This is a genomic window from Hydrogenophaga sp. L76, from assembly GCF_057654755.1.
Genome location: NZ_CM172807.1, coordinates 2,587,501 through 2,613,554, shown reverse-complemented (window position 1 = coordinate 2,613,554; position 26,054 = coordinate 2,587,501). Strand labels below are relative to the sequence as shown.

Here is a 26,054-nt window from a genome sequence, read left to right as displayed (position 1 = left end):
TGTCAAATCAAAGAGCGGACACTACAGTGGGGCCTCGATCACCCGCTGGAGCCCTGCCATGACATTCCCCGACACTTTCACCAGCTTCCTGGCCGACTGTGTAGAACGTTTCGCAGCACTGGCCCTCGCCCACTGAACGAGCCCGTTCAACCCACTGGAGACCCCCATGAGCAACCCCTCCGCCGAATCCAAGTGCCCCTTCCACGCCGCCGCTGGCGCACGCGCCACGCAAGGCGCGCAGTCCAACGCCGACTGGTGGCCGAACCAGCTGAACCTGGGCATCCTGCACCAGCACGCTCCGGCGTCCAACCCGATGGACCCGGAATTCGACTACGCCGAGGCCTTCAAGCAACTCGACTTCGCCGCGCTCAAGCAAGACCTGACCGCGCTGATGACGGACTCGCAGGACTGGTGGCCGGCGGACTGGGGCCACTACGGCGGCCTTTTCATCCGCATGGCCTGGCACAGCGCCGGTACCTACCGCACGGCCGACGGCCGCGGCGGCGCGGGCACCGGCAACCAGCGCTTCGCCCCGGTCAACAGCTGGCCCGACAACGGCAACCTCGACAAGGCGCGCCGCCTGCTCTGGCCGATCAAGCAGAAATACGGCAACGCCATCTCCTGGGCCGACCTGATCATCCTGGCCGGCAACGTGGCCATGGAGTCCATGGGCTTCAAGACCTTCGGCTTTGGCGGCGGGCGTGCTGACATCTGGCAGCCCGAAGAAGACGTCTACTGGGGCGCCGAACACGAATGGCTCGCCACCAGCGACAAGGCCAACAGCCGCTACAGCGGCGACCGTGATCTGGAGAACCCGCTGGCCGCCGTGCAGATGGGCCTGATTTATGTGAACCCCGAAGGCCCGGACGGCAACCCCGACCCGGTGCTCTCCGGCCGCGACGTGCGCGAGACCTTCAAACGCATGGCCATGAACGACTACGAAACCGTCGCGCTCACCGCCGGCGGCCACACCTTCGGCAAGGCGCACGGCGCGGGCGACCCGGCGCTGGTGGGCCCCGCGCCCGAGGCCGCGCCCATCGAAGAAATGGGCTTCGGCTGGATCAACCAGCTGGGCAGCGGCAAGGGTGTTCACACCACCACCAGCGGCATCGAAGGCGCGTGGAAACCCAATCCGACGAAGTGGGACATGGGCTACTTCAAGGTGCTGTTCAAGTACGAGTGGGAACTGGTCAAGAGCCCGTCGGGCGCGCACCAGTGGCGCGCCAGGGACGTGGAACCGGAAGACATGATCGTGGACGCCCACGACCCGTCCAAAAAGCACGCGCCCATGATGACCACGGCCGACATGTCGCTGAAGCTCGACCCGGTCTACGAAAAGATCTCGCGCCACTTCGCCGCGAACCCGGACGAGTTCGCCGACGCCTACGCCCGCGCCTGGTTCAAGCTGACCCACCGCGACATGGGCCCGAAAAACCTGTACCTCGGCCCCGAAGTGCCGGCCGAAGACCTGATCTGGCAGGATCCGGTGCCCGCGGTGGACCACCCGCTGATCGACGCCCAGGACGTGGCCGAACTCAAGGCCCGCGTGCTGGCCAGCGGCCTGAGCGTGAGCGAACTGGTCTCCACGGCCTGGGCCTCGGCGTCCAGCTTCCGCGGCTCCGACAAACGCGGCGGCGCCAACGGTGCGCGCATCCGCCTGGCCCCGCAGAAAGACTGGGAAGCCAACCAGCCGGCGCAACTGGCCAAGGTGCTGGCCGTGCTCGAAGGCATCCAGGCCACCTTCAACAGCGCGCAGACCGGCGGCAAGCAGGTGTCCATGGCCGACCTCATCGTGCTGGCCGGTGCCGCCGCGGTGGAAGCCGCCGCCAGGGCCGCGGGCCAGGCCGTCAACGTGCCCTTCACCCCGGGCCGCACCGACGCCTCGCAAGCCCAGACCGACGTGGAATCGTTCAGCGTGATGGAGCCCGAGGGTGATGGCTTCCGCAACTTCCAGAAGAAGGCCTACAGCGTGGCGCCCGAAGAAATGCTGCTCGACAAGGCGCAGCTGCTCACACTCAGCGCACCGGAGATGACGGTGCTGGTCGGCGGCCTGCGCGTGCTCGGCGCCAACCACGGCGGCAGCCAGGCGGGCGTGTTCACCCAGCGCCCGGGCCAGCTGACGAACGACTTCTTCGTCAACCTGGTGGACATGTCCACCGCGTGGAAGCCCAGCGGCGACAACGCCTACGAGGGCCGCGACCGCCAGACCGGCGCCGTGAAGTGGACGGCGACCCGCGTGGACCTGGCCTTCGGCTCCAACTCGCAACTGCGGGCGATTGCAGAGGTTTATGCGCAGAACGACGGCGGCCCGAAGTTCGTCAAAGACTTCGTCGCCGCCTGGAACAAGGTCATGAACCTCGACCGCTTTGACCTGAAAAAGTGATGCATTGATCCGGCAGCTTGTCTTGCCCCGGCCCCCGCAGCTTCGGCTCCGGGGGCTTTTTTGGGTCGGTGCGAAGATCAGGGCTTTCCACCCGACCCCCTCCGCATGGCCCTGACCCTTCTGCTCGCCCGCCACGGCCAGACCGACCTCAACACCGACGAACGCTGGCAGGGTCGGCTCGACCTGCCGCTCAACGCCACCGGTCTGGCCCAGGCAGCGCAGCTTGTGCTGTCGCTGCCCGGTGGCATCGACGCCCTGGTGGTCTCGCCCATGCTGCGGGCGCGCCAGACGGCCGAACCGGTGGCGCTCGCGCGCGGGCTGGTGCCGCGTCTGGACGCCGACTTCCGCGAGCGCGATTTCGGCCTATTCGAAGGCCTCACCGCCGACGAAGCCGCGCAGCAGTTCCCCGAACTCGCCGCGCGCAACGTGGCCTATCGCTGGGACGAAGAACCCCCCGGTGCCGAAGCCACCCGCGCGGTGGTGGACCGGGTCGAGCGCGGGCTGCAACTGCTGCGCGCGATGCACGACGGCCAGACCGTGTTGCTGGTGTCGCACGGCTTCGTGGTGCGCTGCCTGCGTTACCTGATCGACGGTCTGAGCGATGCGGCCTTTTTTGAAGCCGAGCGCATCCCGAACGGCGTCTTCCTGACGCGACAGCTGCCCTGAGCCCTACGGGCCCGCGTCCTGCAGCAGCTTGGCCAGCACGGCGGGTATCTTCTTCGGCGCCAGGATGCGCAGCTGCTTGTTGATGTTGAAGCGGCCGAACACCACGGTGATGGCCTTGGCCGGCACGTCGAATTCTTCCGCCAGGAACTTCACCATGTGGTCGGTGGCCTTGCCCGCCACCGGCGTGGCCGTCACGCTCACCTTGAGCTGGTGACCCTTGGTCTTGCCGATCGCGTCGCGCTTGGCCGCCGGTGTGCCCAGGATGTTGACCACCAGCGTGTCGCCGTCCCATGCACAGGGCGTGTTCATCTTCATCCGTGGCGCGGTTGACGGCTCTTCGTCCTCGACATCGTCAAGCGATTGCACCGGAGGTTTGGCTTTGGATTTGCGCGCCATGGTGCCGCCTTATATGGTGAGCGGGTCCACGTCCACCGCCCAGCGCACCAGGCCCTTGGCCTCGGGCGCGCTGCGGCAGGCGTGCAGCACCGGTTGCCACGCCGACAGAAAACGCTGCAGCGCGCCGCGCGAATGGGTCTCCACCAGCATCTGCGCGCGCTCCACGTTGGCCACGCGCTGGATCGTCAGCGGCACGGCGGGGTAGAGCGTGATGTCGTCGCGGTGCGGCAGGCCGGCGGCCTGCCCGGCGGCGATGTTCAGGAACGCCTGCGCGGCCTGCTGCGTGCGCGCGTCGGCGCGCAGCAGGGCCTGAAAGCCGTACGGCGGCATGCCGGCCTGCTCACGTTCGGTCAGCTGTTCGGCGGCGAAGGCCGGGTAGTCGTGTTTTTTCAGCGTGGCAAACAGCGGGTGCTGCGGGTACCAGGTCTGCACCCACATCTCGCTCGCGCCACTCTGCGCCGCGTCGCGCCCGGCGCGGCCCGCCGCCTGCATCAGCAGGGCAAACAGGCGCTCGGGCGCACGGTAGTCGCTGGCAAACAGGGCGGAGTCGGCGTTGATCCCGGCCACCAGCGTGATGCGGCGGAAGTCGTGGCCCTTGGCGATCATCTGCGTGCCCACCAAGACATCCACCTCGCCGCTGTGCAGCGCCGCGAGCTGCACTTCCAGGCTGCCTTTGAGCCGGGTCGAATCCGCGTCCATGCGCGCCACGCGCGCGGGGCTGCCGTCGGGCCGTTTCACGTCGGCCAGCAGGGTGGCGAGCTGTTCTTCCACCTGCTCGGTGCCGCGGCCCACGGGCGCGATGTCGAGGTTGCCGCAGTCCGGGCAGGCGCGCGGCACGCGTTCGGTGAAGCCGCAGTGGTGGCAGCGCAGGGTGCGGTCGAGTTTGTGGAACACGCGGTAGGCGCTGCAGTGCGGGCAGCCGCTCTTCCAGCCGCAGTCGTGGCAGGCCAGCACCGGCGCGTAGCCGCGGCGGTTCAGCAACACCAGGCACTGCTCGCCGCGTTCAATGCGCTCGCTCATGGCCGCCAGCAGCGGGGGCGCCAGCACGGCGCCCTTGGGCTGGTGGTTCATGTCCACCAGGCGCAGGCGCGGCAGCGCCCCGCCGCCGATGCGCCCCGGCATGGTCAGCCGCACATAACGCCCCTGGTCCGCCGCGTGCCAGCTCTCCAGCGAAGGCGTGGCCGAGCCCAGCAGCACCTGGCAGCGCGGCATGGCCACCGTGCGAAGCGCCGCTGTCCCAGCCGCCAGCGCCTCGCTCTCCACCTTCGCCCGGTACACCGCCAGATCCCGCGCCGAATAGCGCGCACCCTCCTGACTCTTGTAGCTCGGGTCGTGTTCTTCATCCACCACGATCAGCCGCAGCCCCGGCAGGCTCGCAAAGATCGCCATGCGTGTGCCCAGCACGATGCGCGCGCTGCCCGTGTGCGCCGCCAGCCAGCTGTTCAAACGCTGTGCCGGTGTCATGCCGCTGTGCAGGCAGACCACCGAGCCGGCGCCGAATCCGGGCTCGAAACGCTCGCGAAAACGCGCTTCCAGCTGGGGTGTGAGGTTGATTTCGGGCACCATCACCAGCACCTGGGTGGGGCTTTCGCCGTCAGAGACCGTGGTTTCCAGCACCGCCTGTGTGGCGCGCAGGTACACCTCGGTCTTGCCGCTGCCGGTGGCTCCAAACAGCAGCACCGGGGTGCTGGCAGCGGCCAGGGCCTGCAGCGCCTCGGCCTGCTCGTCGCTCAGGTCGTGTCCGCTCAGTTCGCCCGGGGTGGCCGGTCCGGCCGCTCCCGCCTTGGCGCGCTTTTTGAGCCGGCGGGCCAGTTGGGTGCTGTCGAGCCCGCGCAGCTGCGGCGGCAGCGCGGCCAGTGCCACCTCGCCCAGGCTGCGCTGGTAATACTGGGCGCTGAATTTCACCAGTTGGCGCCAGCACGCATTCAGCGGCGGCAGGCCGTCCAGCACGCCCGCGACCGCTTTGGTCCGGGCTTCGGTCAGGCCTTCGGGTGGTGCGTCCGGGCAGTCCCAGACCACGCCCAGCACCTCGCGCGACCCCAGCGGCACACGCACCAGCACCCCCGGCGCGAGCGACAACTCACTTCGGTACGTGAGCGTCGCCCCCACGCCGCTGTGGGCCGGGGTGGCAACAACGATGCTGGGCCAGAAAGCCATGGTTAGCGGAGTTTCCTCAGTTCAACTGTCGGAAAGCGATGCAAGTCTTTGATTTACCGGGGCTTATCCGACTATCCAGACTTTCTGTGGATAACTTTGTTGATAGGTGCATTTTGCGGGCCGGGAAGCCTTGTAAATCAAGGGCTTGCTTAAAATGCCCGGAAAAAAAGCAGAAATCAAAAGTCAATCAAATCAACAACTTGCGAGAGTTGGCTTGCGCCGAACCGATTCATAAGCGCCGAAAAATTGTTGCGGCGCCGCAGCACAAGATTTGTGCATAAGTGAGATGTGTCAAGTGGTTTTTTCCCGGGCTTTTGTGCTATGGGCTTGTCGCAGGCTGGGGTTTTGACCCCCATGCAGCGGTCTGGGACCGCCCGGCCGGTCTGGCCAGGGCCGCGGTCAACCTTGCGCGCGCAGGCGTTTCGAGTGCGTGTGCACCGCGTCCACCAGCACCTTCACGCTCTCCGGCGGGGTGTACTGGCTGATGCCGTGGCCCAGGTTGAAGATGTGCGTGGGCCCGGTGCCGGCGCCTTGGTGGGGTTTGCCAAAACTCTCCAGCACGGCCGCCACTTCACGGTCGATCGCCTCGGGCGGCGCGAACAGCACGTTCGGGTCGATGTTGCCTTGCAGGGCTTTGGTGTCGCCCACCGCGGCGCGTGCCTTGGCCAGGTTCACCGTCCAGTCCAGGCCCAGGGCTTCGCAGTCCAGGCCCTTCATGTCGTCCAGCCACAGGCCACCGCCCTTGGTGAACACGATGCGCGGAATGGTCACGCCGTCGTGCTCGCGCTTGAGCTGCGCCAGCACGCGCTTCGTATAGGCCAGCGAAAAGTCCTGGAACTTGCCGTCGGCCAGCACGCCGCCCCAGCTGTCAAAGATCATCACCGCCTGCGCACCCGCTTCGATCTGCGCGTTCAGATACGTCGCCACCGAGTCTGCGTTGATCGCGAGGATGCGGTGCATCAGGTCCGGGCGGCTGTACATCAGCGATTTCACCGCGCGGTAGTCGTCCGAGCCGCCGCCCTCCACCATGTAGCAGGCCAGCGTCCAGGGGCTGCCCGAAAAGCCGATCAGCGGCACGCGGCCGTTGAGCGCCTTGCGGATGCTGGTCACCGCGTCAAACACGTAGCGCAGCTTCTCCATGTCCGGCACGGCCAGCGTGGCCACGTCGGCCTCGGTGCGCACCGTCTTCGCAAACTTCGGGCCTTCGCCCTGCTGGAAGCTGAGGCCCAGACCCATGGCGTCGGGCACGGTCAGGATGTCGCTGAACAAAATCGCCGCGTCCAGCGCATACCGCTCCAGCGGCTGCAGCGTCACCTCGGTCGCATAGTCCACGTTCGTCGCCAGCCCCATGAAGCTGCCCGCCCGGGCGCGCGTGGCGCAGTACTCGGGCAGGTAGCGGCCGGCCTGGCGCATCAGCCACACCGGCGTGTGGTCGGTCGATTGGCGCAGGCAGGCGCGCAGGAAGGTGTCGTTCTGCAGGGGGGCGTAGCTCATGGGGGTGTCCGGTGCGGTCGTCGATAGAAAGCTGGGATTATCCCGCGCGGCGTTGACCCATGAGCAGCGCATCCGCGGCGCCGATCGCGGGATGGATTCGGCCATCAGCGAGTACCGAAGTCGACCTTGGCGCCTGAACCATCACGTCATCGAAACGGTACCGGCCAGGCACTGGGCTCGCACAGTGCTCACTTTCACCGTCCGCGGGCAGCTCATCCTTCGGCAGAACTGTCAAAAAGTGGCGTAAGTCTTTGATTTGACTTGGCTTCTGCCGATGTCCCATCTTTCTGTGGATAACTTTGTTGATAGCGCCTGTGTACCTACCGGGAGGCCTTGTAAATCAAGGGTTTTCTTGAGCTGCCCGGAAAAAGGGCAAAAATAAAAAGTCAATGAAATCAAAGACTTGAGGATGTGGCCGGCCGGTGAGGTGTGTTTTGATTCCCTGCGATGTCCTGGCGGGTCGCTGCACAGGATTTGTGCATAAGTGACGGCTGTCAAGCGTTTGTTTCTGACGGGCTTGTGCCGCGGACCTCCCGGTGTCTTGCCTCAAGACGCCGCGACCCTTCAGGTCTTGTACTTCACGCTGCAGCCGTAAGCCTGGCTGGTCGCCACGCTCACCGGTTTGCCCGCCAGCAGTTCGGTCAGGCCCTGGCGCACGTGGTTGGTGGCTTTTTGAATGTCGGCCACGCGGGCGGTGGGGATGCTGTCGATGGCGCCCGCGTAGGCCAGCAGGCCCTGGCCGTTGACGATGTACATGTGGGGGGTGACGCGGGCGCCGTAGGCCTTGCCGACGTTGCCGTCTTCGTCCATCAGCGTGGCGCTGGGGCTGGCGCCTTTCTCGGTCATCCAGCGCGCGAGCTGCGGCGGGCTGAGGTAGTCGCCGCTGGCCTCTTCGGTGGAGTTGATCGCCAGCCAGACCACGCCCTGATGGGTGAAGTCTTTCTGCAGCGCCTGCATGTTGCCCTGGTAGTGCTTGCGCACGAAGGGGCAGCCGGGGTTGTTCCACTCCAGCACCACCAGCTTGCCCTTGAATTGCGAGAGCTTGACGGGTTTGCCCGCCGTGTCGCTCAGCGTGAAGTCGGGCGCGGGCTGGCCGACGCTGGCGGCGGCGTGGGCCGCGCGGGGCAGCAGGCCGGCTGGCAGGGCGAGCACGCCCAAACCGGTGGCGCCCAGGGTGTTGAAGTGGCGGCGTTGCATCATGGTCTGGCTCCGTTGGACAACAGAAGAACTACGACACGGGCACGGCGCTTTGGTTCAAGGCACCCGCGGAACCGGCTCCGCCGGGCCGCCAGGTGCGCCCCCCGGGGGGTGACGCCGCAGGCGGCGCGGGAGATTACAACCCGGCAATCACCGCGCGGACCTCGTCCACGCCCAGCACCTCGGACAGCACCTGCGGCGCCTGTCCGTTCTTGTGAATCGCATACACCGGCACGCCGTTGCGGCCCAGGCTGGCCAGCGCGGCGGTGACGGCGGGGTCGCGTCGGGTCCAGTCGGCGCGCAGCAGGGCCACGTTTTTGGCGGCGATGTCGCCCAGCACATCGGCGTTGGCGAGCGTGGTGCGCTTGTTGTACTGGCAGGTCACGCACCAGGCGGCGGTGAAGTCGATGAACACCGGGCGGCCCTCGGCCAGCAGGGCGGCCTGGCGCTCGGGGCTCCAGGGCTGCCAGCTCACGCCCTGCACGGCGGTGGCGACTTCGGCGCCGGGGCTGGCGTCCTGCATCCGCGTCACGTTGGGGCCAACCGCCCAGCCCAGCCACAGCAGACCGGCGAGCGAGAAACCGGCCAGCACGGTGCGGCTCTTGCCACGCAGGCCGAGCGCCCACACCAGCAGCGCCAGCACCACCAGCAGCATCAGCAGCGCCGCGGCGCCGTCGATACCGCTCTGCTGGCCCAGCACCCATAGCAGCCAGACCACGGTGGCGAACATGGGGAAGGCCATGCCACGGCGGAAGGTGTCCATCCAGGCGCCGGGGCGCGGCAGCGCGCGTGCCACGGCCGGCCACCAGCTGGCGACCAGGTACGGCAGCGCCATGCCCAGGCCCAGCATGCCGAACACAGCCAGCGCCTGCACCGGGGGCAGGGCGATGGCCAGGCCCAGCGAGGCGCCCATGAAAGGCGCGGTGCAGGGTGAGGCGATGGCGGTGGCGAGCACGCCGGTCAGGAAGGCATCGGCTGTGGGGTTTTTGGCCTGCAGGCTGGCCAGGCCGCTGGGCAGCACGCTGCCGAATTCGAACAGGCCGGCGAGGTTGAGGCCGATCAGGGTGAACAGCACGGCCAGCGCAGCCACCACGCCCGGGCTTTGCAGCTGGAAGCCCCAGCCGAGCTGTTCGCCCGCGGCGCGCAGGCCCAGCAGCAGACCGCCGAGCGCCAGGAAGGAGAGCACCACACCGGCGGTGTAGGCCAGGCCGTTGGCGCGGTGGGCGCTGCGGTCGCCGGCGTGTTTGGCGAACGCCAGCACCTTGATGGCGAGCACCGGGAACACGCAGGGCATGAGGTTGAGGATCACACCACCCAAAAGGGCGCCGATCAGGGCGGCCCAGAGCGTGATCGGTGCGCCCGTCGGGCCTGCCGGGGCCGCGGCGCGCGCGGCATTGGCGTCAAGCGCGGCCTGCAGCGCATCGGGTACGGCCACCGGCAGGGCCGCGGCGGCGGGCCAGTCGCCTTGCACCGGCACGGTCAGGCGCACGCCGGCACTGCCCGCGCCTTCGCCGGGCGGGTTGGCCTGGGCCACCACCAGGGCGAGCTGGGCCGGGCTGTCGCTGCGCTGCGGTGAAAGGGGCACGCGGGCGGTCCAGCGTGCGCCGTCCCAGGCCTGGGTCCAGGCGGCGCCGGGTTCGATCAGGCCGGTGGCTTCGGGGAAAAACTCCAGTTTTTGCCCCTGCCAGGCCGCGGGCAGGCCGGCGAGCGAGGCGTTCAGAAAGCCGGGTTCGGGCGCCAGCGCGCTGTCGGCGGCGGGCTGGTCTTTCGGGCCGGCGGCCAGCGCGGCCTCGAACGCCAGGCCGTTCAGCGCGGTCGAGCCTTGCACGGGGATGCGCAGCGTGAAGTTGCCTTCTTCGGGAATGCATTCCTGGCGGCAGGCGAGCCAGGCGGCGTAGAGCTGCACGTCCACATGGCTGCCCTTGAAGCCGGGCGCCACGGTCAGCGGCACCGGCAGCAGCACGGTGCCGTCGTAGCCGTAATTGGCCAGTGTGCCAAGCGGGAACTTGCGCGGCGTGGGCCAGGCGATGTCACCGGCCGTCACGCCCTCGGGCAGGGTCCACTGCAGCTCGGTGGGCAGGCCGGAGTCGCCGGAGTTCTTCCAGTAGGTGTGCCACTCTGGGGTGTGCGTGAGCTGCAGGCCGACCCAGAGCTTTTGCCCGGGCGCAGCGCCTTCGGGCGCGTGGGCCAGCAGCTCGCCCTGCACCATCTGGGGCAGGGTCTGGCTGGTGGCGCCACCGAGGATGCCCTGCGCCTGCACGGCGAGAGGCAGCAGCAAAGCCAGCGACAAGGCCGGAAGCCGGCGCTGGACAGAGCGGACGGCACATGAAAGCAGTTTCTGGAGCATCGGGAGCGGGTTTTGGGGGGTCGTCGCAGCGGGGGGCGGGCGGTGCCAGTGAAGTATGAGGGCGCTACCGGCTTCAAGTTCCTGGGACCCGGCGCGTCCGGGATGGGACCGAATATAAGTCAGTGCTGTTGGTTTGTCAGGGTCAAGTCTGGTGGCTTCATGCAGGCCGTCTATCGGAATCATTGAACGGTTGGGGTGGTCAGAGGGTTCACAGAACCAGAAGCTTTATGTAAAAACCGAAGCCTGGACGGATCTGCATGGAGGCTTGTGCATGGGATCGATCGTCGAACGCGCCTTGCTGCCGTGGGCGCAGCGGATGAAGAACCAGGTGAACCTGCCGGTGCGCCTGAGCTGGGGCGCGGGTGGCGGCGCTTCGCTGGCCTTGGGCGACTTCGAGCAGCCGATGGTGGAGATCCGCGTGCGCGACCCGTCGGCGCTGCCGCTGCTGATCGATCCGGGGCTGGACACACTGGGCCAGGCCTATGTGGAGGGGCTGGTGGATGTGGACGGTTCGGTGGCCGACATCCTGGCCGTGGCGCACCGGCTGGCCGAGTCGGCCCAGCCCGAAGCCGGCTTGCTCGGGCGCATCCGCCGACGCTTTGGCCACACGCGCGAGAGCGACAGCGAGGCGATCCAGTACCACTACGACGTGTCGAACGCGTTCTACGCCCAGTGGCTGGGCGAAGGCATGGTGTATTCCTGCGCCTACTTCGAACACGGTGACGAAACGCTGGACGAAGCGCAGTTGAAGAAGATCGACCACATCCTGCGCAAGATCCGTCTGCAGCCGGGGCAGCGCCTGCTCGACATCGGCTGCGGCTGGGGCGCGCTGGTGCTGCGCGCGGCGCAGCAGTATGGCGCGCAGTGCGTGGGCGTGACGCTGTCGAAAAACCAGTACGAGCTGGCGCGAGAGCGGGTGCGCGCGGCCGGGCTGCAGGACCGCATTCAGATCCGCCTGCAGGACTACCGCGACGTGAGCGACGGCCCGTTCGACCGCATCACCAGCGTGGGCATGTTCGAACACGTGGGACTGGACCACCTGGCGAGCTACTTTGGCCACATCCGCCGCCTGCTCAAGCCCGATGGCTGGGTGATGAACCACGGCATCACCAGCACCGACGCCTGCGACGGCGAAACGCGCCACGGCGGCGGCCATTTCATCGACCGCTATGTGTTTCCGCGCGGCGAGCTGCCGCACATCGGCACCGTGTTGCGCACGCTGCAGGAAGGTGGGCTTGAAGCCTTCGACGTGGAGAACCTGCGCCGCCACTACCAGCGCACCACCCAGCTCTGGAGCGAAGCCTTTGAGGCCAACACCGGGTGCATCAAACCGCTGCTGGACGAGAAGCGCTGGCGCATCTGGCGCATCTACCTCGCGGGCTGCGCGCTGGCGTTCGAGAACGACGAGGTGGCGCTCTACCAGGTGCTGTGCCGGCCGGCCGGGCAGGGCACGGCGGGGCTGCCGTGGTCGCGGAGCTGGATGTACCGAGAGTAGCCCCCCACACGCCAACGCTGACACGCGTCGCGCGAAACGGTCCATCCCGAAGACACCGAGGAACCGGCTTTTCCGGGCCTCAGGTGTCGCCCCTTTCAGGGGGTGGCGCCGAAGGCGACGCGGGGGGGAGCGTCCTGAAATCCGAGCACCACGCGGCGCGTGGTGGCGCTCTTCTTTTCGATCTTGGTGACCACCACGCGGCCGATTTCGGCGGTGTTGGCCACATGCGTGCCGCCGCAGGGCTGCAGGTCGATCAGGCTGGTCTCGCCGATGCGCACGGTGCGCACCGTGCCGCTGCCGCGCGGCGGCGAGACGCTCATGCTCTTGACCAGCGACGGGTTGGCGTCCAGTTCGGCGTCGCTGATGGCGCCGATGTGCACCGGGTGCGCCGCGGCCACCAGCGCGGCGATGCCGGCGCTGAGCGCATCCTTGTCCAGCGGATCGGTGAGGGCCAGATCGAGCCGCGCGTAGTCGGGCGTGATCGAGCAGCCGTTGACGGGCACCGGCACCAGGTGGCACAGCAGGTGGGTGGTGGTGTGAAAACGCATCAACCGGTAGCGCCGCGCCCCATCGATGCGGGCGGTCAGCGCCGTGCCCGGTTGCAGCGTGGCGAGCAGCGCGTCCTGATCCGGGGCGGGCACATGCACGATGTCGGCGGTGGGCCGGCCTTCGGCGTCCTTGCCCTTGCGGGTATCGGCGATGGTGATCGAGGTACCGTCGGCCAGCAGCAGTTCGCCCGCGTCGCCGGCCTGCCCGCCGCCGAGCGGGTAGAACACGCTGCGGTCGAGCACGATGCCGTGCTGGTTGACGGCGGTGACGGTGGCGCTGCACTCGGTGAGGTAGGCGTCCTGGCGGAAGAGGTCCTGGGTCATGGCTTCATCTTACGGGGCAGCGGCCACAAGCCGTAAACTGCCGCCATGAAAGCGCCCGCCCGCCACTGGTCCGACCTCAGCACCGCCGACTTCGCTGCGCTCGACCGCGCGCGTGCCATCGCGGTGCTGCCGGTGGCCGCCACCGAGCAGCACGGGCCGCACCTGCCGCTGTCGGTGGACACCGACCTGGTCAACGGCGTGATCGCCGCCGCGCTGCCGCACATCCCGCACGACCTGCCGGCGCTGTTTTTGCCGACGCAGGCGGTGGGCTTCAGCCCGGAGCACACGCGCTTCGCCGGCACGCTCACGCTCAAGGCCGAGACGGTGTTGCGCCTGTGGACCGAGATCGGCGAGTGCGTGGCCGCCAGCGGCGTGAAGAAGCTGGTGCTGCTCAACGCCCACGGCGGCCAGGTGGGCCTGATGGACCTGGTGGCGCGCGACCTGCGCGCGCGGCTGGGCATGCTGGTCTACAGCGTGAACTGGTTCAGCCTGCCGCTCACCGATGCGCAGGGCCAGGACGTGAACGCGCGTTTCAGCGCCGACGAACACCGCTTCGGCATCCACGCCGGCGAAATCGAAACGGCCATGATGCTGGCGCTGCGCCCTGAGCGGGTGCGCATGGAGCAGGCCGAGTATTTCCGTTCCACCTCGCAGGACCGCGCGATGCACTTTCCCATCCTCGGCAACGGCCGGAGCGCCAAGCTCGGCTGGATGATGCAGGACTACAACGCCAACGGCGCGGTGGGCAACGCGGGCGCCGCCAACGCCGAGAACGGCCACGCCGTTCTCGACGCCGCGGGCCGCGCGCTGGCGCAGTTGCTGGGCGAGATCGACCGCCTGCCGCCCGACACGCTCACCGAACGCACCGCGTTCGACTGATCAGGCGTACGTGATCCAGTCCCGGTGGTCCGGGCTGTCGAGGTGCGGCAGCGTGTTGTAGGTCAGCAGGGTGTGGCGCCGGGCGCTGAACTGGAACTCGGTGACGGCGCTGTTGCGGATGCGCATGTTGAGGTCGATGGTGGCGTCCGGGCTCAGGCCCAGCACGTGGCCCACCGCGGTGGCGATCGGCCCCCCGCTGGAGACGATCAGCACGTTCTGACCCTTGTGGTTCGCCCGCACATGGTCCAGCGCGCTGGTGATGCCGTGCACGAAGTCGGTGTATTCCGGCATGCCCTGTGGGCTCACGGTGCCCGCCATCCACTGCGCGAGACCGTCGCGCAGCAGCCGGAAATGCGCGCGATAGCCCTCGGGTGAGTGGGGATCGCCGAGCACGGCTCCGCTTCTGCAGGGCAGCACGGCGCGGATCACCGCCTCGCTGTCGTATTCGTTGAGTCCCGGCCACACCAGCGGTTCGATGTCCAGCCCGGCCCCGCTGGCGATGCCGGCCCAGGTTTGGGCGTGGCGCTTGAGGCTGCCCGTGAGCACGGCGCCGAAGCGCAGGCCGCGCTCGGCCCAGTAGCGGCCCAGTCGCTCGCTCTGCCGCTGGCCGAGCGCGCTGAGCTGGTCGTAGTCGTCTGCGCCAAACGAGGCCTGGCCATGGCGCACAAGGTAGAGGATTCCCATGGGGTCATTCTGGTGGAGGCCGGGGCCCGGGCTTTGTCCCGACAGCGACTGCCGGCCTCCGTGCCGGCTGCGCTTTGGCCCCCGGCGGAAAAACGCGCTGGAAAATCAGGGCACATCTGGCGTTTGGCCGATGGGTCCTGTGCTTCAATGGAACCACGAAAAACCTGCCCACCTCCATGCAACTTGACTTGTTGACCATCCTGGCACTTCGGCTTTGCGTCGATGGGCTGGCGACCGCCGCGTTCTTCGCGCAAGCGCGCCGCCATCCCTCTGTGGGCGGGCCGGGCTGGTGGACGGTCTCCGGGCTGTTGGCGGCCCTGGGTTCGGTGGGGCTGGGGCTGCGTCCCGACGGACCCGAGTTGCTCACCTTCGGCGTGGCCAACACCGCGTTCGTCGCCAGCGCGGCGTTCTTGTGGATCGGACTTCGCAGTTACCTGGGGCAGCCCTACGCGCTGCGGCCGGTGCTGGCGGCCCTTCTGGCCGTGTTCGTTGGCAATGTGTTGCTGACCTCGGTCTGGGACTCGATGGCGGCGCGCCAGATCCTGTTTTCCGCGGCGGGTGTCGTGATCGCCGGCCTGGCCTTGAACGACATCCGCCGCTTCGACCCCCTTCACCGCATCCTCGAATTGCAGGTGCTGCGCTGGGTCACCTGGTTCAAGCTCGTGGCGCTGATCGGGCTGGCGGTGAGCGTCTGGTTCCTGCCGGTCAGCGCCACCGGAGAACGCACGAGCCCGGCGGTGCCTGTGCTCTTGCTGGGCACCATGATCGACGTGCTGCTGCGCCTGGTGATCTTCAGTTCTCTGGTCACGCTGCGCCTGCAGCAGCAGGGTGATCGCGCGCGGCAGGTGCTGCAGATCCGTGAGGCCGACTCGCGGGCGCTGATCGAAAACCTGAGCGCTGGCGTGATGGTGTTCCGGCCCGACCAGACGCTCGCCAGCGTCAACAGCGCGGCGCGGCGCTTTCTGGGCTGGAGCGAGCGCGATGCGCATTCGGCGATGCCCGTGCCGTTCGCGCCCGAATGGCGCTTGCTGAGCGAAGACGGGCGACCGATGCCGCGCCACGAGGTCCCGTTTGAACGCGTGCTCGCCACCGGGCAACCCGTGGCCGACGTGATCCTGGGGGTGCAGTCGGGCGACGGCGCGCAGACCCAGTGGGCGCTGTGCAACGCCTACCCCGAAAACGACGCCATCGGTGACCTGCGGCACGTGATGTTCACCTTCGTGGACATCACCTCGCTGCGCGAGGCGCAGCGACACCAGCAGGCGCTGGAGCACCAGCTGGCGCAGGCGCACAAGATGGAAGCGCTCGGCACGCTGGCGGGCGGCGTGGCGCACGATTTCAACAACATCCTGGCCGCCATCCTGGGCAATGCCGATCTGGCGCGCCAGGATCTGCCGCCCGACTCCCTGGCCAGCGAAAGCCTGGACGAGATCAGTACCGCGGCGCGACGCGGTCGCGAGCTGGTGCGCCAGGTCCAGGCCTTCAGCCGCCAGCAACCCATGGAACGCAGGCCGGTGCACGTGGCCGAGGTGGTGGCCGAGTCCTGCAGCTTGCTGCGTGCGGCCACCGCGTCTCCGTTTGAACTGGTGCAGACCTGTGCGGACGGCCTGCCGCCCATCCTGGCCGACGCCACGCAACTGAGCCAGGTGCTGCTCAACCTGGGCACCAACGCCGCCCACGCGCTGAATGGGCGGGCCGGCCGCATTGAATACCGGATCGACGCACTGGGGTCCGACGATCCGCGCCTGCCCGCCGCGGTGGTGCAGGCGTGTGCCGAAAATCGCGCGGTCCGGGTGCAGGTGCAGGACAACGGCTGCGGCATGGACGAGGCCACGCGCGTGCGCATGTTCGAACCGTTTTTCACCACCCGTGTGGTCGGTGCCGGTACCGGCCTGGGGTTGCCGGTGGTGCTGGGTATCGTGCAGACGCACGGAGGTGCCATCGAGGTGGACAGCGCACCCGGCGTGGGCACCACCTTCACGCTGTATTTCCCCGCAGTTCGGGCGCTGTCCGCGGCAACGGCCGATACCGGGCTCACCCCGGATGGGGGCACAATGACAACCCACACAAGTGGTAACACCGAGTTGCCCGGCCCCTCTTCAGTGGAGAAACCCGACATGGCTCCTGATGCGATGACCGACCCGCGCCACATCCTCTACCTCGACGACGACGACACCCTGGTGTTTCTGGTGCGCCGCCTGCTGGAGCGGCGCGGCTACAAGGTCACTGCGTTGACCGACCAGAACGAGGCCATTGAAGCCGTGCGCAGCCAGCCCGCCGGGTTTGATCTGGTGATGACCGACTACAACATGCCGGGCATGTCGGGTCTGGAAGTGGCCAGGGCCGTGCTGGCGATCAGCCCGGATCTGCCGGTGGCCTTGGCTTCGGGGTACATCACCGACGAACTGCAGGCAGAAGCGCTGGCCGCCGGGGTGCGCGAGGTGGTGTTCAAGACCGACGCGGTGGAGGCGTTCTGCGAGGTGGTGGCGCGGCTTGTGACCCCCCCGCGCCCCGCCTAAGGGCGGGTGTCTTGCAGGCCGCGTCATCGTCAGAGCCGATGACTCTTCGTCCCGTCCAAGCCTGCGCAGGCAGCCTCGGAGCCGCGGTCCTCAGCCCCCCAGGGGGCGATGCTGGCGGCCTGGCAAAGCCGGTTCCGCGGCATCCTCGGCACGAACCCTCTCGCCGGAGGGGTCCCGTTTTCAGTCCGTGTTCGACAGCACCTTGGCGAATACCTCGCTGTCGACATTGCCGCCGCACAGCGTGGTGCCGACGACCTTTCCTTTGAGGCTTTCCCGTTCCTGCCACGCAGCGGCGAAGCTGGCCGCGCCCGCGCCTTCGGCGACGTTGTGGGTGTCGGCGAACAGCGTGCGCATGGCCTGCGCCACTTCGTCGTCGCTGACTTTCACCACGTGGTCCAGGTGCGGCATCAAGACGTCGAGCGCCGCATCGTCGGCGACGCGGCAGGCCATGCCGTCGGCGAGTTCGGTGCTCACGGGGGATTCGACCACGCGTCCCGCAGCGATCGAATCGGCGTAGGTGGTGGCGTGCGCGCTGACCACGCCGACGATGCGGGCGGGGAGCCCCAGCGCGAGCTTGGCCGCGATGGCCGAACACGCGCCCGAGCCCTGACCGATGGGCACGTAGACCACGTTCAGCTGCGGCACGGCCTGGAAAAATTCCCACCAGTAGGTGCTCACGCCGCGCAGCAGGTCCTTGTGGTAGCTCGGCACCATGTGCGCGCCGCGCTCGGCGGCCAGTTGGATCGCGTGTTCGCGCGCTGCCTGGAAGTCGTTGCCGTGTTCGATCAGGTTCACGCCGAGCGCGCGCATGGCGGCGTTCTTCTCCAGCGAGTTGCCCAGCGGCACGACGATGCTGCAGGCCACGCCGTGCGCGCGCGCCGCCCAGCCGATGCTCTGTCCGTGGTTGCCGCGCGTGGCGCTCATCACTTCGCGCGGCAGCTCGCCGCGTTGCTTCAACTGGTGAAAATAGGTCAGGCCGCCGCGGATCTTGAACGCGCCCACCGGCGTGTGGTTTTCGTGTTTCACCCAGCAGTCCGCGCCCAGGCGCTGCGTCAGCGTGGCCCACCGGTATTGGGGTGTGGCCTGGAAGGATTGGTAGACCACCTGGGCGGCGGCTTCGATGTCTTGCAGGTTGGGCAGTTGAATGGACATGAGGGGCACCGGTGGTTCAAAGGAGCGAGGTCAGCGTGTGGGGGCCGTGGGGTGTATCGAGCAACGCGGTGAGCGCGGCGGGGCCCGGCGCCACGGCAAGCTGATCCAGGCCGGTGGCATTCAGCGCCTGTTGCAACGCGGTCGCTTCGGGGTGGCTGAGCGTGAGGCCGCGCAGCGCGAGCCCGCTGGGCGGCATGGCTTTGGCGGGGTGTGTCTCGCCCCACTGGATCAACGTGGGCAGGCAACCGCCGAACAGGCGCTGGCCGTCATCGCGCACGGTGATGCGCCATTGCAGCAGGCCCTTCGGTGTGGGGCGCGACGCGGCGATCACCGGGCCGCGGTGAATGCCGAGGGAGGTCAGTTGGCGGGTGGCGGCGTCGATGTCGGGCACGCTGGCCACCCAGTGCACCAGTTGCGGCCCGTGTTGGGCCAGGCGCGCCTGCAGGGCCGGGTCATCAAGATCGAACCAGCGCTTCAGCGGGGCGGGGCGCGTGGGCGTGGCCTGCGGGTTCACCGCGATGATTTCCAGGTAGGCGCGCGAGGCGTGTTCGCAGTGCAGCCGCAACAGCCGGTTGTGGGTGCCGAACAGGGCATGTTCGCCGCCCGGTCCGGGCACCCCACCCAGCGTGGCCTCGCACCAGGCCACGCCTTCGTCCAGCGTGCGCGCGGCCACCACGAGGTGGTCGATCTGCGCGCTGTGCGGGGTGGTCACAGGGTGACGTGGCCGTGAATGCAGGTGACGGACTGGCCGCCGACCCAGATCGTGCCGCTGGCGTCGCGCTCGATGAACACGCGGCCCTCGCGCGCCAGCGCCGTGCCTTGCGCGGCCACGTAGCGCTCGGGCGCCAGGCCCGCGCCGATCAGCCATTGCGCGAGCGCGGCGTTCAGGCTGCCGGTCACGGGGTCTTCGCACAGGCCGTTGTTGCCGGGGAAGAAGGCGCGCACCTCGAACAACGTGTCGTGTTCATCGCGGGCACCGACCACGCCGACCTTGCCGCGCGGGCCCACCACGCCAATGTCCAGCCCGGCCAGCACCGCGCCGTCGGGCCTGAGCGCCAGAACCTGTTCGGCGCTGCGCAACATCACGCCGCGCCAGTTGGGCCCGTTGTCGCACCAGGCGTGGGCCGTGATGTCGCCGCGCGCCACGCCCAGGCCACGCGCGATCAGCGCCACGTCTTCTTCAGGCAGCGGGCAGCTCTTGATCAGCGGCGGCGCGGCGAACGCAAGCCGGTGGCCGTCGCGCCGCAGCTTGACCAGCCCGACACCACATTCCTGCACCACGTGTTCACCGCGCGGCACACCACCGGCTTCGAGCCAGGCGTGGCAACTGCCCAGTGTGGGGTGACCGGCGAAGGGCAGCTCGCGGCCGGGGCAGAAGATGCGCACGCGGTAGTCGGCTCCCGCCGCACGGCCTTCATCGCTGGGCGGCAGCAGGAAGGTGCATTCCGACAGGTTGGTCCAGTTGGTGAAGTGCTGCATCTCGGCGGCCGAGAGGCCGCTGCCGTCGAGCACCACGGCCAGCGGGTTGCCGCGGTAAGGCGTGGCGGTGAACACGTCGACCTGTTTGAAAGGGCGTTGCTGCATGGTGGGCTTCCGGTGTCAGGACAGGGGGAGATCGAGCACGCCACGGCTCGCGGGCAAACTGAGCCACTGCGCGTACCAGCGTTCCAGGTGCGGCCACGCGGGGCGCGGCTGCGGCAGGCCCCACCAGCGGTGCACCTCGCAGGCGATGGGGATGTCGGCCATGCTCAGCGCGTCGCCGGCCATGAAGGCTTGTTTTGACAGATGCTCATCGAGCTGTGCGAACAGCGGCTCGGTCGCGGCCACCGACGCGGCAATGACCTGCGGGCAACGCTGTTCGGCCGGCGTGCGGATCCATTGCTTGAAGGCGGGGCTGCCGGCCGGGTTCAGCTCGGTTTGCTGCCAGTCCATCCAGCGTTCGGCGTTGAAGCGTTGTTGCAGGTCTTGGGGGTACAGCGGTGAACCCGCGCGTGCACACAGGTAACGCACGATCACGTTCGATTCCCAGAGGATGAAGTCGCCGTCTTCCAGCAGCGGCACCAGACCGTTCGGGTTTTTCGCGCGGTAGTCGGGCGTGTTCACGACGCCGAAGCTCAGGCCGGCGTCGATGCGCTCGAACTCCAGCCCGAGCACCTGCGCGCACAGCACGACCTTGCGCACGTTGATCGAGCTGATGCGTCCCCAGAGGCGCAGCATGGCGATCAGCCTTGCGCGGATTCGCGGATCGCCTGCGCCAGCGCCGCGATGCCGATGTGGATCTGCTCCTCGCTGGCCGTCACGAAGGACAGGCGCAACGTGCGCGGGTCCGCATGGTCGGCGTAGAACGCGGCACCGGGCACGAAGGCTACGCCCTTGTCCACAGCCTTCGGCAGCAGTTCCACGGCGTTCATGCCTTCGGGCAGGCGCACCCAGAGGAACATGCCGCCGTCGGGCGAGTTCCACTGTACGTCCAGGCCAGCCATTTCGGTCTTCAGCGCCTCCAGCATCGCGGCGCACTGGCTCTTGTACAGCGCGCGGATGGTGGGCACATGGCGGTGAATGAAGCCGTCCTTCAGCACCTCGGACACCATGCGCTGGTTGAAGCTGGGGCTGTGCAGGTCGGCCGCCTGCTTGGCCTGCAAGAGCTTGGGCATGATGGCCTTGGGCGCGATCACATAACCCAGCCGCAGGCCGGGCGCGAGCACCTTGGAGAACGAACCCAGGTAGATGCAGCCTTCGGGGTTGCGCGCGGTCAGCGGTTTCGGGGGCGGCTGGTCGAACCACAGGTCGCCATACGGGTTGTCTTCCACCAGCGGCAGGCCGATGGCGGCGGCGCGCTCCACCAGCGCCTGGCGCCGTGCTTCGCTCATGCTGCGGCCGGTGGGGTTCTGGAAGTTGGGCAGCACGTAGAGGAAACGCGCGCCGTCGGCCTTCGCGGCCAAGTCTTCAACGTCCACACCCTCGGCATCGCTGTCCACGCTCACGATGTTCGGTTCCATCGGCGTGAAGGCCTGCAGCGCGCCGAGGTAGGTGGGCGTTTCCACCAGCACGGTGCTGCCTTCGTCGATCAGCACCTTGGCCACCAGGTCCAGGCCCTGCTGGCTGCCAGTGGTGATCAGCACCTGATCGGCCGACACGTCCCAGGGCATGCTGGCCGCGACCCATTCGCACAGCGGGCGGTAGCCTTCGCTGGCCGCGTACTGCAGCGCAGCGCGACCGTCGGTGCGCAGCACGGTTTCGCAGGCGGCGGCGAAGGCCTCGACCGGGAAGGTCTTGGGCGAGGGCAGGCCACCGGCGAAGCTGATGATGCCGGGCTTCTCGGTCACTTTCAGGATCTCGCGGATCACCGACGGGTTCATCTTGTGGGCGCGTTTCGCGAGGGTCCAGGTGCTGCTCATGAAGTCTCCTTGTTGGATTTCGAATGTGTGATGGGCGGGGCGGCCATGCGGCGCCCCATGAAAACGGTGGCGACCACGGCGAGTGCAAAGCCCAGCGTCATCGCATCCAGCGATTCTCCCAGCAGCGGCAGGGCGGCCAGGATGCTGACGAAGGGTTGCAGCAATTGCAGCTGGCTCACGCGCAGCGCGCCGCCCAGCGCCAGCCCGCGGAACCAGGCGAAGAAGCCGGCCCACATGGAGAACACGCCGACGTAGAGCAGCGCCCACCAGGCCGAGGTGTTGATGGGTTGATCGGGCCAGGTCAGCAGCGCGCCGGGCACGGTGAGCGGCAGAGCCATCACGCAGACCCAGCTGATCACGCGCTCGGCGCCGAGCACCGGCGTGACCTTGGCGCCCGCCACGTAGCCGAGCGCGGCCGCGATCACGGCGCCCACCAGCAGCCCGTCGGCCCAGGCCAGACCGAAGCCGTGGCCGAGCTGGTGCGCGCGCAGCAGGCTGTAGGCCGCCACCAGCAGGCTGCCGAGCCCGGCGAACAGCCAGAAGCCCAGGCGCGCGCGCTGGTGCAGCAGCCAGGCCGCGGCGGCGGCGGTGGCCAGCGGGAGCAGGGCGGTGATCACGGCGGCGTGGCTGGCTGTCACGTGGCGCAGCGCCCAGCCCAGCAGCAGCGGGTAACCGATGGCATTGCCCAGCAGCGAGAGCGCGAGCGGCTGGCGGTGCTCGGGCGCCGGCAGCGGCGAGCGCGTGGCCAGCAGGTAGATCAGCGACAGGCCGCCCGCCAGCGCGGCGCGCGCCCAGGTGACGAACCAGGGCGAGAGCTGGGGCGCGTCGGCCGTGCCGGTGGCCAGCCGCGTCATGGGCAGGGTGAGCGCGAACACCACCACGCCGACCAGGCCAAGCCACAGGCCCAGCGTCTGTTCGCGGTGGCTGGGCAGGGCGGGCAGCGCGGTGCTGTGGCTCATGGCTGGCCTCCCAGGCCCGTCATCAGCATCCACCCGGCGGTGAGCACCAGCGCGCTGGCCATGACGCGGTTGAACACCTGCAGGCGCGCGCCCGTGGCCACGCCGTCCACCACCGGACCGGCCAGCCAGTGGCGCAGCAGGGAACCGACCGAGGCATAGAGGAGGTTGCTGAAAAACGCGAAGGCCAGCATCAGCGGCAGCACCTGCACGAAGCGCTCCAGCGCGTCCGGCCGGCCGGCGATCCAGCCCGCCACGATGGACAGCGCCAGCATCCAGGCCTTGATGTTGAGGAACTGCAACCCCACGCCCTGCACAAACGTGACCTGCAGTCGCTCCGCCTTGACCTGGCTGAGCGAGCGGCTGCCCCAGAGCTTGCGCGCCAGCCACAGCAGGTAGGCGCAGCCTCCGATGAGGATGGCCCAGCGCAAGGCCGGCTGCGCCACGATCAGCGTGCCCAGGCCACCGGCGCACAGCGCCAGCAGCACACCCCAGCCCACCGGCACCGCGCAGACGAAACGCAGCGAATGCCGCAGGCCGAAGTTGGCGGCGAGCGCGGTGGACAGCGTGGTGTTGGGCCCGGGCGTGAAGCTGGTGGCCGTGGCCAGCACCAGCAGGGCGCTGAATTCGGTGGCGTTCATGGGCGGCCCTTCGCGTGTGCACACCGGTCCGGTGCCTTGAACGGACGGTGGTGAGTGAAAAGGGCTTGCGGGCGCATGGCAGACACTTTATCCTTTCACACCAATACACAAGCCATACAGTTTGGGCATTCAGTTCAACAACTGTGTGGTTCGTTCTGCCCACACACTGCCATGTTCAACACCTCCGACGCCAGCCCTGGCGATGCGTTGTCCAGCGCGCCCGCCCTCAGCCGCACGGCGGCGCAGACGCTGGCCGAGCAGCTGGCCGAGCGCTTTGCCGCCCGCATCCGCGACCGCCTGCTCGCACCCGGCGCACGCCTGCCCAGCGTGCGCCAGTGCGCGGCCCAGCAGGGCCTGAGCCCGTCCACGGTGGTGGCTGCCTACGACCTGTTGCTGGCGCAGGGCCTGGTGCAGGCGCAGCGTTACCGCGGCTTTTTCGTGCGTGAACGCACGCCGCTGCGGGGCGCGGGTGCCGGGCGTGCGGATCCGGCACCGGGCGCCGAGTCGTCCGACCGCATGGCCGCGCCGGTGAACGCAGCGGCGCTGATCCGCGGCATGTTCCACCCGGCGGGCTCGCGGCCGCAGCCCGGCATGGGCGCCTTCCCGCCGGACTGGATGGTCTCCAACTTCATGCAGGCGGCGGTGCGCCGCGTCACCACGGGGCCTGCGCTGGCTGACAACTCGCTGCGTTACGGCGAACCGCTGGGCGACGGGCAGTTGCGCCGCGTGCTGGCCGACCGCCTGCAGGTGCTGGGCCTGCCCGCTGGGCCGCAGCAGATCATCACCACCGTGGGCGCCACGCATGCCCTCGACATCGTGAGCCGCACCCTGCTGAAGCCGGGCGATTGTGTGATGGTGGAAGAGCCGGGCTGGGCGGTCGAGTTCGCGCGGCTGGCGGCCATGGGCATGCGCATCCTGCCGGTGCCGCGCGGACCGGCGGGGCCCGATCTGGCGGTGATGGCGCGCTACTGCGAAGAACACGCACCCAAGCTGTTCGTGAGCGTGAGCGTGCTGCACAACCCGACCGGCTACAGCCTCTCGCCGGCGAGCGCGCACCGTGTGCTGCAACTCGCGCAGCAGCACGGTTTCTATGTGGTGGAGGACGACACCTACGGCCACATTGCACCCGAGCACGCCACCCGCATGAGCGTGCTCGACGGTCTGCAGCGCACCATCTACGTCAGCGGTTTTGCCAAGATCCTGGCGCCCAACTGGCGCGTGGGCTACCTGGTGGCGCCGCCCGACTGGGTGGAGCGACTGCTCGACACCAAGCTGCACACCACGCTGACCACGCCCAGCCTGCTGGAGCGCGCGCTGGCGCACTGCATCGAGCAGGGCCAGCTGCTGCGTCATGCCGAGCGCATTCGCACCCGGCTGGACGAAGCCCGCAGCCGCAGCGTGAAGCTGGCGCAGGCGGCGGGTTGCCGTTTCGTCTCGGAGCCCGCGGGACTGTTTGGCTGGGTGGACACGGGCGTGGACACCGAGGCGCTGGCGCAGCGCATGCTGGACGAGGGCTACCTGATCGCGCCCGGCTCGCTGTTCCACGCCGCGCGCGCACCGAGCACGCTGATGCGCATCAACTTCGCGACCACGCAGGACGCGACGTTCTGGAAGGCGTTCAAGCGGCTGGTGGCGCCGCGCTGAGCAGCGCGGCCAGCGCGGCATCGATCCGCTTCGCCTCGGCGTGCATCAGGGGCAGGGCGCGGCCGAAGCGTGGCCAGTCGCGTGAACGCGCGGCCCAGTCCCTTGGACAAGCGGGCGCCGCACTCGGCCGGTTGGGGCGTTCAACTGCCTCCAAGCACCTCCCAGCGCTCCAGGGCCTGCATCCACTCAGACTCTATTTCGGCGTGTCGGGCGCCCAATTGAGTGGCGCGGGCCGGATCGGTGGCAAAGAGTTGCCCGCCCGCCAGCGCGCGGTCGATCTCCGCCTGCTCGGCCTCCAGTGCAGCGATCTTCCCTTGCAGGGTTTCGAACTCGCGCTGTTCCTTGTAGCTGAGCTTGCGTTTCGGTGAGGCCGTGGTGTTGGTCACCGCGGGCACGGTCGAAACGGGGGCCAGTGCAGTGGCCGCTGCGGCGGGCGCACGCTCGCGCTGCAGCGCTTCGGCTCTCGCCGACTGCGTGAGCCAGTCCTGCACATCCCCCACGTATTCTCGCCAGCGGCCTTCGCCCTCGGACACCAGGGTGCTGGTGACCACGTTGTCCAGGAAGCGCCGGTCATGGCTGACCAGGAACACGGTGCCTTCGTATTGTTGCAACAGGTCTTCCAGCAGCTCCAGCGTGTCGATGTCCAGGTCGTTGGTGGGCTCGTCCAGCACCAGCACGTTGGCCGGGCGCGCAAACAGCCGCGCCAGCAGCAGGCGGTTGCGCTCGCCACCCGATAGCGTGCGCACCGGTGCGTTGGCGCGTGCAGGCGAAAACAGGAAGTCGCTCAGGTAGCTCTTGACGTGGGTGCGCTTGTTGCCGATCTCGATCCACTCGCTACCCGGGCTGATGAAGTCTTCCAGCGTGGCGTCCAGGTCGATCTGGTCGCGCATCTGGTCAAAGTAGGCCACGGTTTGTTTGCTGCCCTGGCGGATCGTGCCGCTGTCGGGCGCCAGCTCACCCAGGATGATCTTCAGCAGGGTCGTTTTGCCCGCCCCATTGGGCCCGATCAGACCGATCTTGTCGCCGCGCAGGATGGTGCCGGTGAAATCGCGGACCACCATGCGTTGCCCGCCATCGGCGGTGGGGAAGGATTTGCAGATCTTCTCCAGCTCGGCCACGATCTTCCCGCTGGAGGTGCCGCTGGCCACTTCCAGTTTCACGCTGCCCAGGGCAT

21 protein-coding genes (1 of these 21 running past the window's edge) are annotated in these 26,054 nt (G+C 68.5%); 6 read left to right on the top strand and 15 right to left on the bottom strand.

Going from position 1 to position 26,054, the window contains the following annotated elements:
- The first annotated feature begins 166 nt into the window (after window positions 1-166).
- Entirely contained in the window at window positions 167-2,383 is a 2,217-nt protein-coding gene (gene katG, locus AC23D4_RS12475) for a catalase/peroxidase HPI (RefSeq protein ID WP_472890011.1), read from the top strand.
- Window positions 2,384-2,488: 105 nt separating this feature from the next.
- Window positions 2,489-3,049 carry a histidine phosphatase family protein gene (locus AC23D4_RS12470; RefSeq protein WP_472890010.1) on the top strand — a complete coding sequence of 187 codons (561 nt, stop codon included), beginning with the start codon at window positions 2,489-2,491 and terminating at the stop codon, window positions 3,047-3,049.
- A 3-nt stretch (window positions 3,050-3,052) separates the two neighbouring features.
- Here the strand turns inward: AC23D4_RS12470 and AC23D4_RS12465 are convergent, their stop codons facing one another.
- The 5 genes from AC23D4_RS12465 to AC23D4_RS12445 form a co-directional block, all read right to left on the bottom strand.
- Window positions 3,053-3,364 (bottom strand): DUF167 domain-containing protein, encoded by a 312-nt coding sequence (locus tag AC23D4_RS12465; RefSeq protein WP_472890026.1) that lies wholly within the window; start codon window positions 3,362-3,364, stop codon window positions 3,053-3,055.
- 90 nt (window positions 3,365-3,454) lie between these two features.
- Complete coding sequence (gene priA / locus AC23D4_RS12460) at window positions 3,455-5,602, bottom strand: replication restart helicase PriA (protein ID WP_472890009.1); 2,148 nt, start codon at window positions 5,600-5,602, stop codon at window positions 3,455-3,457.
- A gap of 399 nt (window positions 5,603-6,001) precedes the next feature.
- Window positions 6,002-7,096, bottom strand: a complete 1,095-nt coding sequence (gene hemE, locus AC23D4_RS12455; protein ID WP_472890008.1) for a uroporphyrinogen decarboxylase — start codon at window positions 7,094-7,096, stop codon at window positions 6,002-6,004.
- Between the two features lie 564 nt (window positions 7,097-7,660).
- The gene (locus tag AC23D4_RS12450; RefSeq protein ID WP_472890025.1) at window positions 7,661-8,293 is read right to left on the bottom strand and encodes a thioredoxin family protein; all 633 of its coding nucleotides are present in this window, start codon (window positions 8,291-8,293) and stop codon (window positions 7,661-7,663) included.
- A gap of 136 nt (window positions 8,294-8,429) precedes the next feature.
- On the bottom strand, window positions 8,430-10,640 hold the full coding sequence (locus AC23D4_RS12445; protein ID WP_472890006.1) for a protein-disulfide reductase DsbD family protein: 2,211 nt from the start codon (window positions 10,638-10,640) through the stop codon (window positions 8,430-8,432).
- A 271-nt stretch (window positions 10,641-10,911) separates the two neighbouring features.
- Between AC23D4_RS12445 and AC23D4_RS12440 the strand changes: the two genes are divergently transcribed.
- The gene (locus AC23D4_RS12440) at window positions 10,912-12,135 is read left to right on the top strand and encodes a class I SAM-dependent methyltransferase (protein ID WP_472890005.1); all 1,224 of its coding nucleotides are present in this window, start codon (window positions 10,912-10,914) and stop codon (window positions 12,133-12,135) included.
- Between the two features lie 95 nt (window positions 12,136-12,230).
- Here AC23D4_RS12440 and AC23D4_RS12435 read toward each other — a convergent pair whose 3' ends face one another.
- Window positions 12,231-13,007 carry an alanyl-tRNA editing protein gene (locus tag AC23D4_RS12435; protein ID WP_472890004.1) on the bottom strand — a complete coding sequence of 259 codons (777 nt, stop codon included), beginning with the start codon at window positions 13,005-13,007 and terminating at the stop codon, window positions 12,231-12,233.
- Window positions 13,008-13,052: 45 nt separating this feature from the next.
- Here AC23D4_RS12435 and AC23D4_RS12430 point away from each other — a divergent pair, with 45 nt between their 5' ends.
- A complete protein-coding gene (locus tag AC23D4_RS12430) occupies window positions 13,053-13,886 on the top strand; it encodes a creatininase family protein (RefSeq protein WP_472890003.1) in 834 nt (277 codons plus the stop codon).
- Here the strand turns inward: AC23D4_RS12430 and AC23D4_RS12425 are convergent, their stop codons facing one another.
- The gene (locus AC23D4_RS12425; RefSeq protein ID WP_472890002.1) at window positions 13,887-14,570 is read right to left on the bottom strand and encodes a histidine phosphatase family protein; all 684 of its coding nucleotides are present in this window, start codon (window positions 14,568-14,570) and stop codon (window positions 13,887-13,889) included.
- A gap of 176 nt (window positions 14,571-14,746) precedes the next feature.
- Between AC23D4_RS12425 and AC23D4_RS12420 the strand changes: the two genes are divergently transcribed.
- On the top strand, window positions 14,747-17,089 hold the full coding sequence (locus AC23D4_RS12420) for a hybrid sensor histidine kinase/response regulator (protein WP_472890001.1): 2,343 nt from the start codon (window positions 14,747-14,749) through the stop codon (window positions 17,087-17,089).
- A gap of 180 nt (window positions 17,090-17,269) precedes the next feature.
- Here the strand turns inward: AC23D4_RS12420 and AC23D4_RS12415 are convergent, their stop codons facing one another.
- From AC23D4_RS12415 to AC23D4_RS12385, 7 genes are read right to left on the bottom strand one after another with little or no spacing between them, the layout of a single operon-like run.
- Window positions 17,270-18,241, bottom strand: a complete 972-nt coding sequence (locus tag AC23D4_RS12415) for a threonine dehydratase (protein ID WP_472890000.1) — start codon at window positions 18,239-18,241, stop codon at window positions 17,270-17,272.
- 16 nt (window positions 18,242-18,257) lie between these two features.
- Window positions 18,258-18,953, bottom strand: a complete 696-nt coding sequence (locus tag AC23D4_RS12410) for a VOC family protein (protein WP_472889999.1) — start codon at window positions 18,951-18,953, stop codon at window positions 18,258-18,260.
- Entirely contained in the window at window positions 18,950-19,825 is an 876-nt protein-coding gene (locus AC23D4_RS12405; protein ID WP_472889998.1) for a PhzF family phenazine biosynthesis protein, read from the bottom strand. The genes AC23D4_RS12410 and AC23D4_RS12405 overlap by 4 nt, the downstream gene beginning before the upstream one ends.
- A gap of 15 nt (window positions 19,826-19,840) precedes the next feature.
- The gene (locus AC23D4_RS12400; protein ID WP_472889997.1) at window positions 19,841-20,458 is read right to left on the bottom strand and encodes a glutathione S-transferase family protein; all 618 of its coding nucleotides are present in this window, start codon (window positions 20,456-20,458) and stop codon (window positions 19,841-19,843) included.
- 5 nt (window positions 20,459-20,463) lie between these two features.
- Window positions 20,464-21,639 (bottom strand): aminotransferase-like domain-containing protein, encoded by a 1,176-nt coding sequence (locus AC23D4_RS12395; RefSeq protein ID WP_472889996.1) that lies wholly within the window; start codon window positions 21,637-21,639, stop codon window positions 20,464-20,466.
- Entirely contained in the window at window positions 21,636-22,598 is a 963-nt protein-coding gene (locus AC23D4_RS12390) for a DMT family transporter (protein ID WP_472889995.1), read from the bottom strand. The genes AC23D4_RS12395 and AC23D4_RS12390 overlap by 4 nt, the downstream gene beginning before the upstream one ends.
- Complete coding sequence (locus tag AC23D4_RS12385; RefSeq protein ID WP_472889994.1) at window positions 22,595-23,236, bottom strand: LysE family translocator; 642 nt, start codon at window positions 23,234-23,236, stop codon at window positions 22,595-22,597. Before AC23D4_RS12385 ends, AC23D4_RS12390 begins: the two co-directional genes overlap by 4 nt.
- Before the next feature lie 171 nt (window positions 23,237-23,407).
- On the opposite strand from AC23D4_RS12385, the gene AC23D4_RS12380 reads away from it, so the two are divergent.
- A complete protein-coding gene (locus AC23D4_RS12380; protein WP_472889993.1) occupies window positions 23,408-24,880 on the top strand; it encodes an aminotransferase-like domain-containing protein in 1,473 nt (490 codons plus the stop codon).
- A 140-nt stretch (window positions 24,881-25,020) separates the two neighbouring features.
- Here AC23D4_RS12380 and AC23D4_RS12375 read toward each other — a convergent pair whose 3' ends face one another.
- Window positions 25,021-26,054, bottom strand: the 3' portion of a protein-coding gene (locus tag AC23D4_RS12375) for an ATP-binding cassette domain-containing protein (RefSeq protein ID WP_472889992.1). Its footprint extends 868 nt past the window's final position; only the last 1,034 of its 1,902 coding nucleotides appear in the window; its start codon lies beyond the right edge, outside the window; the stop codon is at window positions 25,021-25,023.